Here is a 17,539-nt window from a genome sequence, read left to right as displayed (position 1 = left end):
ACGCCGTGAAAATCTCATAGAAGGAAATTTTAGAGGAGCCCCTTTTGATTAATGTTTTAAAAATTTTAAATATATATAATGGGATTTTTTCATAAAGTTAGAAAATTGTAATGAATTTGAAGTTGGGTTGTAACATAATATTAGCAAATTTTAGTATATAATTACATAATTGATTGTTGAAAGGAGGTTAGTGTTTTACACGTTAGGTTTTTTTAGAAACGTAGAAATAAGCTGCAATATTTAAAATCTTCAATATATTACTTATACCAAGGAGCCAAGTTAAGATGAAATTAAAAAAAAGTATGAAATTGGTAACTGTAAGCTTATCTACTGCCTTATTTTTGTCCAGTTCTTTAATGGCAAATGCTTCCAGCGATTCTCAACTTAATAGTATTGCTCTAGTAAAAGTACAAATTGATTTGGAAGCGGTGAAGAATAAGATACCAACAACTTTAGAACCAGGCGCAATTCTAACTTATGATGCAGAGCAAGAACCAACCATAACATATGATACAAGTTCAGCGAATCATGCTGGGGACAAACAAGGCATAATGCGTGCATTAGAAGTACCAGATATTAAAGGAAGAGCTGCTGAGGATGATTATTTTAAAGCTGTAGCAGAATCTGTTAAAGATTTACCAGTGACAGATCTTGGATTTGGCCTTCCAGAACCATCTCCAGGCACGGTAGTTATGTATGGTTCTGATGGACATATAAATCGTGTCTATGTTGATGAAAGTATTGCCCCTAAGCAAGTAGTAGCAGCTGATGTTCCAAGTACAACAGTCCCTTATCCAGGACGTTTAGCTGCAGGTACTTACACATACGGATCAGGTCAAAAAGTAGTTATCTCGGGAGGTGCTGTAACTGGTGAGGGTAGATTTACTGTTTTTCGGGCTGGTGTAGGTGGATCTGGCACAAAAGGATCAAGTGGTAAGACATTAGAAGCAGGTGACGTCGCAACCAAGCGACAAATTGATAATGCAATCCATGGAACTCCAATCACCGCTAGAGCATTAGACACTGAAATTGTTAAAACTGTATATAAAAACGACATTGGTACTCTATATGATGCAGTTTTAGATAATTATTTTTGGGGCTGGAGTAGTCAACAATTCGGTTATACTTACAGTGATATCTTATCTTTTTCAGGTAGATACTACTATCAGTTTTAAGATGTATAGATTATGCCTGTGGCTTAAAGCCATAGGCATAATCGATTATAGAGATGGATTTTAAGGAGTGAGTGTCATGAAAAGAATAATGAACTTGACATGTTTGTTACTGGTAGTAGCATTACTGAGCTCATGCTCATCTAAGGAAGCTAGTCTGGAAACAATAAGCACACCAACAGCGGATTACATTACGATGACTTATTCAGAGTATGCTACTGCGGATGAAAACGGAGCGATAAAGACTCAAATACTAAGTTATGATACAGCTACTAAAGAGATGGAAAACGTCTTTCAATTCGATTATACAGCTCAATATCCGCTGGGCTTTTATGATAAGCCTAATCAATTAGTGTACTATACTCAAAGAGTAGGTACAGACAAAGATTATGGAGATCAGATCTTTGTTAGAGATTTGGCGAATGAAAAAAGTACTCAAATAACGAATAATCTATTTGCTGTTAACTATATTATTCCTTCAGGAAATCAACTGTTTTTTGTGGCTAATGTTAAAGGAGAGCAAGCTATACGATTAGGAGCTATTGATCTCGATACGCACAAGATGAAACTCTGGGGTAATGATGACATGCTCGTAGAGGCTATTACATTAGATCACGACAACCAAAAAATCTATGCTTCAGCTTATTCTTTGAAACAAAGAAAATATAGTGTAACTCATCAAGATGGTCCTGCGGGACAGAACAATTTTAAAATGCCAACCTATACTGTGTACGAAACAGACTACGATTTGAAAGAGAATACAAAACTTTTCAGTAAAAATTATTGGATTCGTATGCTAATGAAAAAAGAGGGCCATGTGATTGCTTTTTGTGACAAAGAATATAATAAGGGACAAGTACCCTCAACGGTTATGGATTATGATACAGTCTTGAAAACATCCAGTTTGAGTAAGTGGGAAACTACAAGATTGCAAAGAGGAGAGGCCAATTACTCAAAAGACGCTAGTAAAATTTATACAATAGCCATCGTTAAAAACGAACGAGGGTTATTCGAGTATGATGTACAGACTAAGACGTTTAATTCCATATTTGCACCTAAAGAAGGGTTCATCAATAACATTCAGGTTGTGAAAGGATCATAAAATCAGGAACCGCGTCCCATAAAAAGAGTTGGAATGGTCTTAATTTCCTGAGCCAAGCGTGGCCTGAACGTGATTCTTATATTCACTAGGATTAACACCAAAGTGTTTTTTGAATAACCGGGTGAAATAAAATTGATCGTGTATACCGATTTGCGTGGAAATTTCTTTAATGTATGGATTCCCTTTAAGTATTAAATCTGCGGCTTTTTCCATTTTTACAGTATTAATGTAGTGAATGATGCTTTGCCCCACTTCTTCTTTGAAGATTCTGGACAGATAGTTCTCACTTAAGTTGACATGCTTGGCAATCAGAGATAAGGTCAGCTTCTTCTGATAATGTGTGTTGATATAGTCAATCGCTTGTTTAACATCTCTATTGTGTGTAGTTAAGATCTGTTGCTTTTGATGGGAGAATAATTGGAACACAAGCTCCATTATAGATAGAACGTCAGTGGTACGTTTACTGCTGGCGATATTTTCTATATAGGTCTTCAAAAGCTTTGGATCCTCGACAATGAGATGAGCATCGCATAAGGGAAGATAATGCAGACAATTTACGATGAACTTTTTGGTTTCAGCAGGATTAATTTGCTTGGATTTACAGGTGTCGAGAAATTGCTGAGTTGCTTGAGTAACGGCTTCAACCCCTGAAAGCTTCCAGTTCTGAATTAATTGCGTCGAGAAATCATGTACATCCTCGAAGTCCAGCGTATCCTTTAAATGGACATCCTTTGGATCTATGATCGTTATTTCGTTGTAAAATTGGATTTGCAAGGATTCTTTACATTGCTCTAGGGTTCGTTTTGCTTCAGCATATCCCCGTACAGGATCAGAAAAAACAATAGTAGGGGTGATAGAAATATACATTTTGATTAAACGAATGACCCTCTGGATAAAGTCTGTGCGGATAATTTGATGATCGTCTAAGGTATCACAGGAGATTAGAAGCAGCAGCCCATTAGATTCTAGCTGAATAATTTCTAACTGATCTACGGTCTCCAAGATATCCAAGATGATGTTTTCAATAAAGGATACGGAGATGTGATTTTGTCTTTCGTTTTGGGTGGCGTTATTCTGCTCAAAAGTAATGTAGAATAAATAACAGCTGCTTTCGCTGAAAGCGAATGTTATAGCCTCATGCTGATCAAGCTGCTGCACATCGTAATAAGGATCGGTGAAATAATCTTTTAGCAGCGCATTTTTCACGCTTTTTAAGTTGTGTTGTAATAACTGTGTTTGGGTCTCCTGCTGCTGCCTAGATTGAAGCTGCTCTTGAATTAGCTTCGTAGATTTCTCCAGCAAATGGATCAAATCCCCCGTTTTCATACTAATCTTCAGCATATAATCTATAGCACCAAGCACTAAGGCTTCACGAACTAACTCATACTCCCCGTGGTTGCTGGCCACCAGAATTTTTCCTGCAAACCCTCTGTTATTCAGTTCTTTTATCAGCTGCAAACCATCCATATTAGGCATTTTGAGATCTGTAATGATGATATGGGGATTAAACTTGTCTACCAGTGTTAAGGCTTCAACTCCGTCAGAGGCAGTAGCACAGATCATGTATCCAAGCTCTTCCCATGGAATCATGGTTCTGAGCGCGACTTTAACAATAGGTTCGTCATCTACTAGCATTACATTATACATAGGATACATAGTATCACCCCTTAAGTTCGTATGTTTGTTTAGGGATAATTAGGCGGCAGCAGGTTCCGTGACCCATAGAGCTTGTGATGAACAGCCCGTAACTCTCACCGTATTGAAGTTTAATACGATCGGCCACATTTGAAATTCCGATACCCGACAGATTGTCAGCCTTTTCAGATTTGGTGGTGTCAAACCCTTTTCCGTTATCGATGATTTCAATAATAAGGGTATATTCATTTTTTGCGTATACCTTAATTTGGATTAGAACTTTTCCTCCTATATCCGTAACTCCATGAAGAATCGCGTTCTCTGCGATCGGCTGCAGGATGAGCTTGGGGATCATGCTCTGTAATAAAGACTCATCCAAGTCATATTCAATGTCAAACCTGTCGGCATAACGTATTTTTTGAATGGCAAAATAATGATCCAGATTGTTTAGCTCCTGCTTGATGGTGATTTGCTCATCTTGATCGATAATGGTACTACGCAGCAATTCAGCTAGTGAGGAGATGCCGTCGCTAAGGACGGGAACCTGGTTAATCATCGCCAGCCATCGTAAGGAGTTAAGTGTATTAAAAAGAAAGTGAGGATTAATCTGCGATTGCAGCATTTGCAATTCGAGAGAACGTCTTCTTTTCAGATCTTTCTTTTGATCCTTCATTAACTGTTCCATTCTACTGACCATACTGTTAATTCTATTGGCCAACACGCCCATTTCATCGTTGCTGTGATCTTCGATCCGACTCGATAGATCACCATAAAAAATTTGATTGCAGAAGACGATGATTTGTTTGATTGGTTTCAGGATGCTTTTATACAATACGATAATAATTAGAATACACACGACTACAATGATGCTGACAACAATAAGTAGTCCAGTGGTGATTTTACTTGTCTCTGAATTGATATAAGAGAAGGGCACGGTAGAAATCATGTACCAGCCTAATTGATTATTGTTAATATAGGAGATTTGCTGCATTTTTCCATTGACCATGCCTTGGAAGGAATGGTTTTTCTTTGCCTCTTGTGTCTTGATTTGCTTAAAAAGCTCATCTTTATAATAGGGTTCTCCTAGCGGCGTATCCTTTTGATTCGAGGACATTACTTTTCCCTCCCTATTCATAATAAGGAGACTGGAACCTGTACCTAAATCCACACTGGAAAGAATGACTTTTGAAAATAACTCCCCACCAATAAAAACAAACACATGACCTAAGGGAACGCCAATGTCATCTTGATCAAAAATTTTCCGGCCCAGGACAATGGTATTGTAAGCGCGATAGCTTTTTACATAGTTAAGACTGTCATAAGGGGCATTCAGCTCTACTTGTTTCATAATTTCTTCATACTTAGGATTGGGGATGCCGTCGTAGCCTAATTCATAAATAGGTTGGTTCTTGGCGTCGATGACCCGAACGTTCTGGACATATCCGGGGTAGATGGTTCTATATAAATTGTCCATGGCATGATTAATGGCAGCATTGCTAGGAGCGGGTTCATTTGGTGCTGCCGATAAACGCTCCTGAATAATACTATTGGTAGAAACAGAGCCTGCAAGATATTGATAGTTGTTAAGTTCACTTAACATCGTTCGATTAAGCAGTGTTAAAGCCTGAAATGTGGATTTACTTAATTTATTGTTAATAGATTTGGAGTAAATGGTGTAGGAGTAGAAACCTATAAAGATGATTGGGATCACGGATACGATTAAGAAAATGACGGTTAAGCGATTTTGAATTTTAACCTTGCGCATGATTTGCGGAGGATTAGGAAAATGCAGCTTCCCTTTGCGTCGACTCAGGTGGATGACCTCCCATTCACTATCTTTTACTTACAAGTTAACATAAAAAGAACTATGGAATATATATGCAGCGGCGAAAAGTGAGAATAATCTATGGAATGGATAATATTATCCATTCCGTTAACGGCTAAGTTTACAGGTTATGTGACCCTGATGAATAAGCTTATACGAGCTCGCATTGGAAGATGGATAAGATAATACATAGGTAGGTTTGTATTGTAAATGTAAATATAGCGTAAATCCTTCTATACTTAGATTATTAAAAAAGCGTTTACAAGAAAATCTTAAGGAGGGCGTTTATGAAAAAGACTATGAGTACATTATTAGCAGTAATGCTGCTAGGTGTGGGGTTGCTCGGCTGTGGGAACAGCAATAATAAACCTGCTGCCTCGAATGAATCTGATTCAACGAAAGCTGCGAGCACCGCGCAAGCTACAAGTACAACGAACGCCGAGAATACTAAAGAAGAACCTGCTAAAGATTTTGATAACAAGGAACTTAGCATTGCTGTATTCCAAGGGGGATATGGTGCGGATTATTGGAATGAAATTGTCAGCAAATTCGAAAGTGCTTATCCAGGTGTGAAAGTGAACATGACGATTAATCCTAAAGTTGGTGAAGTAATCCGGCCGCAGATTGTTGCGGGTAATCCTCCCGACTTCCTTTCCGTTACAGATACAGAGCAAAGTGGCATCGTGCTTTCACTGATTAAAGAAAAAGGACTGCTAGATATCAGCGATGTATTTGAAAGCAAAGCGCTTGATAAAGAGGAGACGCTTAAGGATATGATTCTACCGGGGATGCTGGACAGTACAAGATTTCAGCCCTATCAAGATGGAAAGACGTATCTCGCACCTTTTAATGCTGGACCGATGGGCTTGATTTACAATAAAACACTGTTCGCAGAAAAAGGCTGGAGTGTTCCTGAGACTTGGGAGGAGTTCTTTGCTTTAGGTGATGAGCTGAACAAAGAGGAGAACTACCTGGTTAATGCAGATGGAACCAAAACGAAGCGGGCTTTATTCACTTACCAAGGTATCTATCCGGATTATTTGGAGGAAATTCTCTACCCGGCCATTGCGAGTGCGGGGGGAAAAGAAACGCTGGATAAAGTCTATGCTTATGAGGAAGGTTCATTTAAGAACGACACGATCAAAAAAGTACTGGATATTTTCTATAAAATCTCTAAAGACGGTTATCTGATGGACGGCACGGTTGCCTTGAACCATACACAGTCGCAGACCGATATGATGATGGGTAAAGCTTTGTTTATCGTAAACGGGAACTGGATGGAAAATGAAATGAAGGATTCACCTAGAGAAAATGGGTTTGAATTTGGAATGACAACTGTACCTGTGTTCAATAAAGGCGATCAGAAGTATGTGCTTTCCAGCTACGAGCAATTCTCCATCCCTGCTAAGGCCAAAAATCCTGAGCTCGCTAAGGAATTCTTGAAGTTCCTGTATACCGATGAGTCTGTGAAACTATTCGCGGAAAAAGCGAATGGGGCGTATGCGCTTAACGATGCGAAGGAGCTGTCTAAGCCATTTTTGACTAAAGGTGTCTATGACATGTTTGAGGCTTATAATGGTTCCATTTCTATTCTACAGGGCTGGCAATCGTTACCGAAGGGCTCCAAGGTTAGTGTAGTCACTGAAATGTTCAAGAATACGGTCACACCAGTGATGACAGGCCAAATGACCACAGATCAATGGATGGATAATGTGGAAAAAGCTTTTGCACAGATTCGTAAAGAGAAAGCGGCTAGTAAATAATCTATAGTATCTCATGCAAATGCATCCTGTTAGGAATGGATAAGGTTATCTATGAACGGGATGCATTTTGTATGAAGGGGAGTGAGAAAGATGTCTGAAATGCAGCTGGCAGAAGTAGCTCCTAGACAGAGGAAATCAAAGATTAGGACAGCGAAAACCAGAAATCCTAAGCTATTCATAGCGGTATGCACGATTCCAACGCTCCTGTTAACCCTCGTATTTATGATTATTCCAACCTTTCGGGCATTTTTTATGTCTTTTACGGATGCTACCGGGATGAGTGATGAGAACAAGTTTATCTTTTTGGATAACTATAAATATATGTTTCAAGATGAGATGTTCCTCAAAGCTCTGAGCAATACATTTAAACTGATGCTGGTTGTGCCAGTGATTACGTTGATTTTTGGGCTGGTGCTCGCTTTTCTATTAACGCAGACGAAGCTGAAGGAAAGAGGATTTTACCGAACCGTATTTTTCTTTCCTAGTATCATCTCTTTGACGGTAGTCGGAATTATCTGGTCCTTTGTGTTTCATCCCAATATGGGCATTTTGAATAATATTCTGGGGAGCATCGGATTAGATCAACTGAGCAGACCCTGGCTTGGAGATAGCCGAACAGCATTGTGGTGTGTAGCCGTTACGCTGATTTGGCAAGCGGTTGGTTATTATATGGTCATGTATATCGCTGCGATTGATGGAATTTCTGCGGATGTGTTTGAATCGGCGACTATTGATGGTGCGGGATATTTCCGGAAGCTTACCAGTATTACGATCCCTCTGCTAAAAGATATTATTGGCATTACGTTTGTGTTGTCTCTGGCAGGTACGATCAATTTAAGTTTTATAGTTGTAACTGTAATGACTGGCGGTGGTCCGGCAGGTGGAACTACTGTTTTACTCCACTACATGTACACGCAGGCCTTCCAGAATGCGAACTTTGGTTATGCCATGGCCATAGCTATATTTACGCTGGTGTTCGCCTTTGTGCTTTCTTTTCTGTCCAGACTACTTACAAATCGAGCAGAAGGGTAGGGGAGAAGGATGACGAGCAATCAACAAAGTCTTCTAAAAATGAATATTGCCAACTGGATCACACGGCTGTTTCTGATTGTAGCCACCATTGTTTTGTTATATCCGTTTGTATGGAATCTCTTAGCTTCATTTAAAAGCAATACGGAATTTCTGACCGCCCCCTTCTCCTTTCCACAAGCCTTACACTTTGATAACTATGTACGTGCTTTTCAGAAATCCAAGATGGGGAGTTATTTCCTGAACTCTATCTTTCTTGTGGTGTTATCCACGGCGATTTTAGTTATTTTTGTGGTTCCTATGGCTTATGTCTTAACGAGATTTAAGTTTTGGGGCTCCAAACTAATCCTTAACCTTTATATGGCCTGTATCTTTCTGCAAGCCTCCTACATTATGGTTCCTTTATTTCTGCAGGTGAATTCATTCGGGATGTTGGACAATCGCGGGATGCTCAGTTTGATCTACGCTGTTCTGCAGTTTCCCTTTGCCATCTTTGTATTAAGTGGATTTCTGAGGTCCGTCCCTAGAGATTATGAAGAAGCCGCTAAGATTGACGGTTGTGGCAACACAGGAGTGCTCGTCAGAATTGTTGCGCCGCTTGCTAAACCGGGGATTGTGACGGTCTGTATGCTGGCAGCGATGGGCTTTTGGAATGAGTATCCGCTGGCATTGGTCTTAATTCAAAGTGATAGCAAAAAAACATTGCCAGTAGGTTTAGCCAATCTTTTTGAGGTTCAACGTTATGCTACAGATTGGAGTGCACTATTTGCCGCGCTGATCCTAGTGCTGATTCCAACAATTCTTTTATATGTGATAGGACAAAAGCAATTGCTCCAAGGAATAAGCGCAGGCGGAATTAAGGGCTGAACAACAAAGACATGGAGGGAATTTACGTGGACAAAGGAAGATTTACACTGCCTGGTGAAACAGGGATGGAAGAGGTCATAGGTGATCTCGTCGAAAGATGGGGTGTAGATGCCGTACGTGACAGTGATGGCACGAATCTATCGCAGGACATTCTCGATATGGGTCTGCAAATTTATTCAACGCTTTGTCTTGTCCGTGAGGACAACGAGTGGGCGAAGCAGCATCCGCAATATAGACAGCAGATTTATCTGATGTCTGCTCCAGTAATAGTAACTTCAAAGGTGAAGACCATCGATATTATGGCTGATTATTTTGCCGATCAATTTATTCCTAACACAGATGTGGATATAAAAAAATATTGGCAGGTTGTAAACCGGACTACAGGAGAGGTATTACCTTCTGAATGTTGGAGTTATGCAGAGGGGATTGTCACGCTTGAGCAGGGGGTACAATTTCACAAATATACGGTCAGTTTCTTGGCCTACCAGAAATGGGAGCCAGTCTCCATGTACAATCACATCACGAATGATTGGGATGAGGAGCATCGTTTACCGTTGGATGTTCGTTATCCCGAGGCTCAAGAGCATGTTTTGAAGGTGTTGGAGGATTGGCTGAAGAAACATCCCAAGACAGATATCGTACGTTTTACGACCTTCTTTTATAATTTTGATTTGATTTTTAACAAGGAAGGTAAGGAGAAACAGGTGAATTGGTTTGGCTATCTGAGTTGTGTGAGTCCACTTGCGTTAGAGCAATTCGAACAAGCTTATGGGTACCGATTGACTGCGGAAGATTTTGTGGATCAGGGGCGATTTAACACACCATTTAAGAACCCGACCCAAAGATATCTGGACTGGATGGACTTCAATCAGAAATTCATCGCAGGTTATGCGAAACAATGTGTAGATATGGTGCATGATTTCGGGAAGAAAGCGATTATGTTTTTTGGGGATCACTGGGCGGGCACAGAGCCTTATGGCAAATATTTTCCGGAGATCGGGCTCGACGCAGTGGTTGGGGCAGCAGGAGATGGCGTTACAACCCGTATGATTGCGGATATACCTATTAAGGATACCGAGGCACGTTTCTATCCTTACTTCTTTCCAGATATCTTTTTTGAAGGGGGAGACCCTGTCGGAGAGTCCGTGCCGATCTGGATCAAATGCCGGCGTGCGCTCATGCGTAAACCAGTTGGCAGGATGGGGTATGGCGGATATTTAAGTCTAGCGCATCAATTCCCGGATTTTATAGATCATGTGACAGAGATTGCGACGCAGTTCAAAGGGATTCATGCCAATGCAGAAGGGACACAGCCTTTTAAAGCTCCTTTTAAAGTGGCGGTTCTGAATACTTGGGGCTCCCTTCGAAGCTGGCAGACACATCAAGTGGCTCATTCTTTATGGAATCAAAGATGTTATTCCTACATAGGGGCATTAGAGTCACTGGCGGGCTTGCCGTTCGACATTGAGTTTATAAGCTTTGATGACATCAGGTTGTGTGGGATTGATCCTAGTATCGGTGTGATTATTAACGCGGGTGATGTACACACCTCTTGGAGCGGTGGAGATCAATGGAGCGATCCGCAAGTTGTGGCAACACTTCGTGAGTGGGTGGATCAAGGGGGCGGTTTTATTGGGATTGGTGATCCATCAGCTTATGAACATCAAGGGGTTCTTTTTCAACTAGCGGATATTCTGGGTGTTCAGAAGGAAATTGGATTTACAGCAAGCATCAATAAGCCCAAGGTAACGCTTGTGCAGGATCATTTCATAACGGAAGATCTGGAAGGTGAGATTAATTATGGTGAAGGGATGACCATGATTTATCAAGCGGAGGCCGGAGCAGAAATATTGGACGTACACCAAGGCAGCTGCAATCTTGCCGTGAACTCATTTGGTCAGGGGCGGGGCTTTTATATCGCTGGACTTCCGTACAGTATTCAGAATACCAGACTACTCAGCCGAGCGATCTTTTGGGCCGCACATCAAGAGGAGCAATTGTATTCATGGTTCTCAGTGAATCCGAATGTTGAATGTCACGCGTATCCTGAGACGGGTCGATATTGTGCCGTAAATAACACTTCCGAGATCCAAAAGACAACGATCCTGATGGACAACGCCGTGATCCAAGAAATAGAGTTGGGTGGGATGGAAAGTGTATGGTTTCAATTTGAGATCACACATTAAGAGTCAGCCGTAACTACGGCGAATAATTAGACTTCCGGCTGCTGTTATCTCCAAATTTCCTGAATTGTACCGCTTCGATAGAGTGATTGGGGAATTTCTCCCTGAAATTCCGGGATTTTTGGTCATCAGACTAATGATCAGGGAAAATCTCCCCAAAGTTTAGCTGATTCGTTAGCAATTATAGAAATTCCTCTTATTATTAGGGAGGAATTCCCTGATTTCGTTCATTTAGAGCGAATATTGGCTGTTTTCAGGGAGTTTTTCCCTAATTATTTTTAGAGCCGTCCCCGCATACTGCATTAACGCAGAAAACACGAACGTTCGCCGCCCCCCATATTGCACATCTCACCGTACAATGTATATTGTTTATCGGCCCCCACAGGTATCATACAAAGCAGATGATCCATCCCCCTCAATGTTTTTGGCAGGTTTTTCTCACTTGGATTGAGATATTTTGAGTTTTCCGTATCTAGAGTATCCGGGACATTTTGCGATAAGCCCGCGGAGAAATCCCCTCATTCGTAGTAAATACCCTGCTGAAATAATGGATATCAGGATAACCAACCTTATCACCGACCTGTTCAATCGGCCAATCCGTTTCGCGCAGCAGCTTGCGAGCTTCCCGATGCCGGATGGAACGGAGATATTCACCAGGAGGCATGCCAGCTACCTCACGAAATAGCTTGGAGAAATGGTCTTCATGCATATTCATGGCACCAGCCATGGATTTATTGCTCCAGCGGTCTGCTAGCTTTGAATCCATCTCATCGATTAAAACTCTGATCCGCCCGGTATGAACGGAAGATTTGGCAGCATTCCGGGAGCTTTGTGTTCGGAGCAGCGAGGTTAGAACGCCGAGCAGTAACCCCCGACAGACCCATTCATAACCGGCAGGCCGCATCGTAAATTCATGCACGAGCTGTTCCATCGCATGGATACATTCGGGTGGCGGGGTATAAATGGGCTCCTGTGACAATGGCATAAAAGGAGTGGTCACAGCTTCCAAGGCAAACTTCTCGGCCATAACCTCCTCCTCATTGACCAGCATGTCTTCATCGCTTGTAATAATCGATTCCCCAAAAAAATCAAAATGGATCCCAATGAGTTTGGTTTCCGAATCTGAGACAATCGCATTCTGATGATATACCCCGGAAGAAAGAAATATCAGTTGTCCTGAATTCAGGATATATTCCTTCGTATCCATCTTTGTTGATAATTTCCCCTGGCGAACGTATAGCAGCTCGAAATCATACAATCTTCTTCTTGGGAAGAGGCAAGGTGAGAGGGTTTGGAATTGTGCATAGTGAATGCCAGGTGACCACTCCCGGGAAGGGACCTGTTTTCTCAGGGGATAACGGGGTTCTTTTTCAGCCACGAATAAACCTCCCATACAGTATAAAATGATTTACTAAATAGACCGGAATCGTGCAAAAAATCTCTTGTTCACCTAAATAAATCTAACTTACAATCTATTATAATATAAATAAATCAAGGATATAAGGGCATTTAGGGTAGGATCTTAAAAGACGGAAAATAACAAATTTGAGGAGGATTCAGATGAAAAAGGGAATAAACATTTGGTCGTTTCGCGAAGGTACTGAGATCGAAGAATGTGCACGTCTGGCTAAAGCGGCGGGGTTCGATGGAATTGAATTGTCTTTGAATGAATCGGGTGAACTTGGCCTGCAAACCACTGAGAAAGAAGCTATTAAGATCAGAAATTCCATTCAGGAGATGGGGTTAGAAATTGCAGGACTGGCGACAGGACTATATTGGTCATATGCCATGACAAGTGAATCCGCGGCGAACCGGACGAAGGCTATCGATGTATGTAAAAAACAATTGGAGCTGGCAGCAACACTTGGCGTAGATACGATTCTTGTCATTCCTGGTGCGGTTGGTGTCGATTTTATTGAGGGCTGTGAAGTAGTCGATTATGAAAAAGCTTATGATCGAGCCTTGAAGGCGATCAGTGATCTAGCTCAGGATGCTAAAATGGCGGGTGTTTCTATTGGGATTGAAAATGTGTGGAATAAATTCCTGCTGTCTCCGCTCGAATTACGTTCTTTTATTGATGCTGTAGGCTCCAATTATGTAGGTTCCTATCTGGATGTAGGGAATATCGTTCATTCTGGTTATCCAGAGCAGTGGATACGGATTCTAGGCCATAGAATCAAGAAGGTGCATTTCAAAGATTACCGCCGGGCAGCCGGAGGACTTCATGGATTTGTTGATCTACTTGCTGGGGATGTGGATTATCCTGCTGTTATGGAAGCACTGCAAGAGATCGGCTACAGCAATTATGTTACTGGAGAAATGATACCGCCATATACGCATTATTCGGAGCAAATTATTTTTAATACATCTGCAGCGATGGATGCTATTTTAGGACGCACTAGTTACTAACTTTAAGAGAGGTGAAGGCTGTGCTCAGAGTGGGGCTAGTGGGCTTTGGATTTATGGGCCGAATGAACTTTGATCAGTATGTTCAATTACAGGAAGACGGCCATCCGATTTCTCTGGTTGCCATTTGTGACCCGCAGATTGAAGTCCTTAAACATACTAAATCCGCGGGGAATATGAACACGGCCCACGAGGTATATGATTTATCCCCTTACAATCTTTATGAGAATTTGCAGCATATGCTCGAAAATGAAGAACTAGATGCTATTAGTCTTGCAGTACCTACGTACTTGCATGCTGAAATGGCTTGTTCGCTGCTGGAACGAGGGTATCATGTATTCGAAAAGCCGATGGCGAGACATTCCGCAGAAGCTTGGAAGATGGTAGCGGCGGCGCAAAGCAGCGGAAAAAAATTGCTGATTGGTCATTGTCTTCGCTTCTGGCCGGGATATGAATATTTGAAGGGGATCATAGCTAGCGGTGAGTTCGGTGAAGTGACAGGGGCTTATTTTTACCGGGGTTCCGGTGCTCCTAAAGGGTGGCTGGTCAATGATGAGCTAAGTGGTGGCTGTATGCTGGATATGCATGTACACGATACGGACATCATCCATCATTTGTTTGGGAAACCGGATAAAGTATCGACGCTTGGGCGGAAGGTTTTACCGGGAAGTGGCTATGATATCGTCTCTACTCATTATTTTTATCAGGATGGAAAAGTGGTCAATGCCCAAGCGGACTGGACACTGGAAGGCGACTTTGGTTTTTACATGGGCTATCGGATTAATTTTGAACGGGGAAATGTAGTCTTCGATGGCGCGGAAGTTAAGGTGAATCCGAATTGTCAACCAGGGTTCATTGCGAAGCTTTCATCGCATACCGGATATTACAGAGAGTTGGTATATTTCTTGAAAATCATCCAGAACGATGAGCCAGTGACTCTATGCATGCCCGAAAGTGCGGCCCAGTCCATAGAAATCATTGAGGCTGAAATCCAATCGGCTGATCAAGAAGGGGCCTGGATACGGATACGTTAAGTACCATACTTTTAGTAAAGGAGATTTCACGATGTTGAAAATAGGCTTGATCGGCTTTGGTTTTATGGGCCGGATGCATTTTGATAATTATGTGCGCTTAACGGAAGAGGGGCAGCCCATTGCCCTTAAAGCCATCTGTGATTTGCGAATTGAGGAATTAAAGAATGGAAAAGCAGCCGGGAATATGAGCACCGCTCAAGAAGTCTATGATTTGTCAGCTTACAATCTCTATGATGATCTGGAGAAAATGATAGCCAGTGAGGAACTGGATATGATCGACATTGCGGTTCCTACTTATCTGCATGCGGAAATGACTTGTTCGCTGCTGGAACGTGGATATCATGTTTTTTGTGAGAAACCGATGGCCAGAACTTCCGCACAAGCGCTGAAAATGGTGGAAACGGCAGCCCGGAGTGGAAAAAAACTGATGATCGGACATTGTCTCCGTTTTTGGCCGGGATATGAATATTTAAAAGAAGTGATAGAGAGCGGGCAGTTCGGTCAGGTCACGGAAGGGTATTTTTACAGGGGATCTGGTGCTCCTAAGGATTGGTTTCTTGATGAGACACTAAGCGGTGGAGGCATTATGGATATGCATATTCACGATACGGATATGATTAACTATCTGTTCGGCAGACCGGATAAAGTTTCATCCTTAGGACGTAATGTCCTTCCGGGAAGCGGATATGATATCGCATCGACTCACTATTTTTATAAGGATGCAAAAGTAATTAATGCTCAGGTGGATTGGACGCTGGAAGGTGATTTTGGTTTTTACATGGGGTACCGGGTTAATTTTGAACGAGGAAATATAGTGTTTGACGGCAGCGAGGTCAAGGTCAATCCGAATGAAGGGGCAGGCTATTTAGCGGAACTTTCGCCGGATGTTGGCTACTATAAGGAGCTTGTATATTTTCTGGATGTCATTATTCAGGATAAGCCTATCATTATTTGTACGCCAGAGAGTACAGCAGAGTCTCTAAGAATCGTGGAAGCAGAAATGAAGTCAGCGGATGCTGAAGGCGAATGGATCGTGCTAGATTAGTTGTGTGTATAGTGAATAAGGACGTGAGCTGGAAGAGGATCATTCACAATGACCTTTTTCCAGTTCACGTCCTTTTGTCATCGCTGAAATTTGGTATTGTCTCTTGCATAATGGGATACTGATCCGTCATATCTTCTCAGCCGTACTTGTTCATCAGAGAACAGTTCAACAATTCCTGAAGCAACCTCTGAATACATTCCATCAGGATCAAGCTGTAGCGCAGAAATATAGGTTTGGGATAAGGCAGCTATAAAAAAATCAATATTTTTCACTAGTGTTTGTGGCATGTTATTCCCTCCGGTGACATCTTGTACATGATGATATATTAAACCATAGGAGTTATTTTACCATGATTTATCGTTGAGTTTTAGGAAGAATTCTTTGGTAAAAGTCGAAAATATGAGAAATTTGGTTGAAATTGTATTTAAGATCATCTTTAATGAAATAAAGAGGGTAATTTTACCACTCTAAATAAATTAAGGGGATTACATAATGAAAGACTATGAAGTGCTGGAAATTAACAAAAAGAGTTTTTTTAAAACGACTATCTATTTTATGATCATTCCTACACTGCTATTGTTTATAGTAGGTTTAGGCATGGTGGTGGTCGGGCTTATCATTAAAGAGACGTTTATAGTGGTTATGGGTATCCCTTATTTGATTATGCCGGTTATTTTAATACTCATTTATGGTTTGGTGGGTATGCTGGTAGCGCTGGTATATAACAAGCTGGCGAGGAGATTCGGAGGACTAGAATTGAAAATAGTAGACAAAACCCCTCCGGTTGAAGCAAACTATTTATCATAACCCGAAGTTATTAAAGGGCAGGTATTGCGATGATTTCGCTACCTGTCCTTTTTTATTTTTAATTTGAAAAGAAACCGGGGAATGGATATGATTTGGATAATGAGAGGATGATTGCCAGATGACAGAACCGACACAGAGAGCCAAGGAGCTGTACATTCAGTTTTTGGGTCATTTTTTAAATATGCATAAAGCAGGAGTACTTAAGGAGTACAAAAGTTTTGAAATTCCAAGAGAAGTGGAGCTGGAATGGCTGCAGGAATGGGCTATGGAGCACGTCAAGCAGCTGTCGATACGGGACTGGGATGCGATTACGATACTGGAATCCATCTCGCGGAATTATCAGGATAGCTGGATTGTGGAAAAAGTGGCTTCTTTTGCTTCGCGGAATATTATGAGCGCCGATAGTTTGGTTAGACTGATTTATGCGGAAAAAATGCTTGAAATCATTCGTTATCATAATCAAGTGATCACAAAAGAACTGTTATTTCAAGGCTGTAAGGTTGCTGTACAAATCCTCGAGGATGTAATCTCACAGCCGCTGGTCATTGATCCTGGACACGAACTTAAAGAACATAACCTTAAAGATAAGCGCGCGTTAAACAGTCGAGCCCAACAAGGGATTGAAGAGGTGAAGGTACTTATTAATTCTTAGCTGCCAAAGTTGACATACT

Annotated in this window: 15 protein-coding genes; 11 read left to right on the top strand and 4 right to left on the bottom strand. The window is 41.4% G+C overall.

Annotated features, from left to right (window positions below; genetic code table 11):
- Positions 1–284: 284 nt before the first annotated feature.
- Together MKZ09_RS24665 and MKZ09_RS24660 are read left to right on the top strand one after the other, a co-directional pair.
- The gene (locus MKZ09_RS24665; RefSeq protein WP_076205023.1) at positions 285–1,175 is read left to right on the top strand and encodes a hypothetical protein; all 891 of its coding nucleotides are present in this window, start codon (positions 285–287) and stop codon (positions 1,173–1,175) included.
- A 76-nt stretch (positions 1,176–1,251) separates the two neighbouring features.
- Entirely contained in the window at positions 1,252–2,274 is a 1,023-nt protein-coding gene (locus MKZ09_RS24660; protein ID WP_076134563.1) for a hypothetical protein, read from the top strand.
- A gap of 39 nt (positions 2,275–2,313) precedes the next feature.
- Here the strand turns inward: MKZ09_RS24660 and MKZ09_RS24655 are convergent, their stop codons facing one another.
- Both MKZ09_RS24655 and MKZ09_RS24650 read right to left on the bottom strand, forming a co-directional pair.
- On the bottom strand, positions 2,314–3,930 hold the full coding sequence (locus tag MKZ09_RS24655) for a response regulator transcription factor (protein ID WP_076205019.1): 1,617 nt from the start codon (positions 3,928–3,930) through the stop codon (positions 2,314–2,316).
- A gap of 4 nt (positions 3,931–3,934) precedes the next feature.
- Positions 3,935–5,674 (bottom strand): cache domain-containing sensor histidine kinase, encoded by a 1,740-nt coding sequence (locus MKZ09_RS24650; protein ID WP_076104348.1) that lies wholly within the window; start codon positions 5,672–5,674, stop codon positions 3,935–3,937.
- Positions 5,675–6,021: 347 nt separating this feature from the next.
- Between MKZ09_RS24650 and MKZ09_RS24645 the strand changes: the two genes are divergently transcribed.
- From MKZ09_RS24645 to gnpA, 4 genes are all read left to right on the top strand, one after another.
- Entirely contained in the window at positions 6,022–7,497 is a 1,476-nt protein-coding gene (locus MKZ09_RS24645) for a carbohydrate ABC transporter substrate-binding protein (RefSeq protein ID WP_076205016.1), read from the top strand.
- Between the two features lie 90 nt (positions 7,498–7,587).
- A complete protein-coding gene (locus MKZ09_RS24640; RefSeq protein WP_244886367.1) occupies positions 7,588–8,529 on the top strand; it encodes a carbohydrate ABC transporter permease in 942 nt (313 codons plus the stop codon).
- Positions 8,530–8,538: 9 nt separating this feature from the next.
- Positions 8,539–9,393: a carbohydrate ABC transporter permease gene (locus MKZ09_RS24635; RefSeq protein ID WP_076205012.1), complete on the top strand. Its 855-nt coding sequence runs from the start codon at positions 8,539–8,541 to the stop codon at positions 9,391–9,393.
- A gap of 26 nt (positions 9,394–9,419) precedes the next feature.
- Positions 9,420–11,579 (top strand): 1,3-beta-galactosyl-N-acetylhexosamine phosphorylase, encoded by a 2,160-nt coding sequence (gnpA, locus tag MKZ09_RS24630; protein WP_218643116.1) that lies wholly within the window; start codon positions 9,420–9,422, stop codon positions 11,577–11,579.
- A 469-nt stretch (positions 11,580–12,048) separates the two neighbouring features.
- Here gnpA and MKZ09_RS24625 read toward each other — a convergent pair whose 3' ends face one another.
- Positions 12,049–12,954, bottom strand: a complete 906-nt coding sequence (locus tag MKZ09_RS24625; protein WP_076205005.1) for an AraC family transcriptional regulator — start codon at positions 12,952–12,954, stop codon at positions 12,049–12,051.
- A 182-nt stretch (positions 12,955–13,136) separates the two neighbouring features.
- On the opposite strand from MKZ09_RS24625, the gene MKZ09_RS24620 reads away from it, so the two are divergent.
- Genes MKZ09_RS24620 through MKZ09_RS24610 form a run of 3 tightly spaced genes read left to right on the top strand, consistent with a single transcriptional unit; the run spans position 13,137 to position 16,061 of the window.
- On the top strand, positions 13,137–13,985 hold the full coding sequence (locus MKZ09_RS24620) for a sugar phosphate isomerase/epimerase family protein (RefSeq protein WP_076104352.1): 849 nt from the start codon (positions 13,137–13,139) through the stop codon (positions 13,983–13,985).
- A 20-nt stretch (positions 13,986–14,005) separates the two neighbouring features.
- Positions 14,006–15,016, top strand: coding sequence for a Gfo/Idh/MocA family protein (locus MKZ09_RS24615; protein WP_076205001.1), 1,011 nt, complete (start codon positions 14,006–14,008; stop codon positions 15,014–15,016).
- A 31-nt stretch (positions 15,017–15,047) separates the two neighbouring features.
- Entirely contained in the window at positions 15,048–16,061 is a 1,014-nt protein-coding gene (locus MKZ09_RS24610) for a Gfo/Idh/MocA family protein (RefSeq protein ID WP_076204997.1), read from the top strand.
- A 77-nt stretch (positions 16,062–16,138) separates the two neighbouring features.
- Here the strand turns inward: MKZ09_RS24610 and MKZ09_RS24605 are convergent, their stop codons facing one another.
- Positions 16,139–16,348, bottom strand: coding sequence for a hypothetical protein (locus tag MKZ09_RS24605; RefSeq protein WP_036683023.1), 210 nt, complete (start codon positions 16,346–16,348; stop codon positions 16,139–16,141).
- Positions 16,349–16,553: 205 nt separating this feature from the next.
- Here MKZ09_RS24605 and MKZ09_RS24600 point away from each other — a divergent pair, with 205 nt between their 5' ends.
- Together MKZ09_RS24600 and MKZ09_RS24595 are read left to right on the top strand one after the other, a co-directional pair.
- Positions 16,554–16,868 carry a hypothetical protein gene (locus MKZ09_RS24600; protein ID WP_076134554.1) on the top strand — a complete coding sequence of 105 codons (315 nt, stop codon included), beginning with the start codon at positions 16,554–16,556 and terminating at the stop codon, positions 16,866–16,868.
- A gap of 118 nt (positions 16,869–16,986) precedes the next feature.
- Positions 16,987–17,520, top strand: coding sequence for a hypothetical protein (locus MKZ09_RS24595; protein WP_076204993.1), 534 nt, complete (start codon positions 16,987–16,989; stop codon positions 17,518–17,520).
- Positions 17,521–17,539 lie beyond the last annotated feature (19 nt).

The organism is Paenibacillus sp. FSL R5-0908 (genome assembly GCF_038006245.1).
In the GTDB taxonomy this organism is placed as follows: Bacteria; Bacillota; Bacilli; order Paenibacillales; family Paenibacillaceae; genus Paenibacillus_AQ; species Paenibacillus_AQ odorifer.
Note: the sequence above shows the minus strand (reverse complement) of the source record. Positions and strands in the feature narration are given on the sequence as shown.

Bases quoted from the DNA above. Each gene is read 5' to 3' on its own strand.
- MKZ09_RS24665 (WP_076205023.1), top strand. From the start codon at position 285: ATGAAATTAAAAAAAAGTATGAAATTGGTAACTGTAAGCTTATCTACT.
- MKZ09_RS24660 (WP_076134563.1), top strand. From the start codon at position 1,252: ATGAAAAGAATAATGAACTTGACATGTTTGTTACTGGTAGTAGCATTA.
- MKZ09_RS24655 (WP_076205019.1), bottom strand. From the start codon at position 3,930: ATGTATCCTATGTATAATGTAATGCTAGTAGATGACGAACCTATTGTT.
- MKZ09_RS24650 (WP_076104348.1), bottom strand. From the start codon at position 5,674: ATGCGCAAGGTTAAAATTCAAAATCGCTTAACCGTCATTTTCTTAATC.
- MKZ09_RS24645 (WP_076205016.1), top strand. From the start codon at position 6,022: ATGAAAAAGACTATGAGTACATTATTAGCAGTAATGCTGCTAGGTGTG.
- MKZ09_RS24640 (WP_244886367.1), top strand. From the start codon at position 7,588: ATGTCTGAAATGCAGCTGGCAGAAGTAGCTCCTAGACAGAGGAAATCA.
- MKZ09_RS24635 (WP_076205012.1), top strand. From the start codon at position 8,539: ATGACGAGCAATCAACAAAGTCTTCTAAAAATGAATATTGCCAACTGG.
- MKZ09_RS24620 (WP_076104352.1), top strand. From the start codon at position 13,137: ATGAAAAAGGGAATAAACATTTGGTCGTTTCGCGAAGGTACTGAGATC.
- MKZ09_RS24610 (WP_076204997.1), top strand. From the start codon at position 15,048: ATGTTGAAAATAGGCTTGATCGGCTTTGGTTTTATGGGCCGGATGCAT.
- MKZ09_RS24605 (WP_036683023.1), bottom strand. From the start codon at position 16,348: ATGCCACAAACACTAGTGAAAAATATTGATTTTTTTATAGCTGCCTTA.
- MKZ09_RS24600 (WP_076134554.1), top strand. From the start codon at position 16,554: ATGAAAGACTATGAAGTGCTGGAAATTAACAAAAAGAGTTTTTTTAAA.
- MKZ09_RS24595 (WP_076204993.1), top strand. From the start codon at position 16,987: ATGACAGAACCGACACAGAGAGCCAAGGAGCTGTACATTCAGTTTTTG.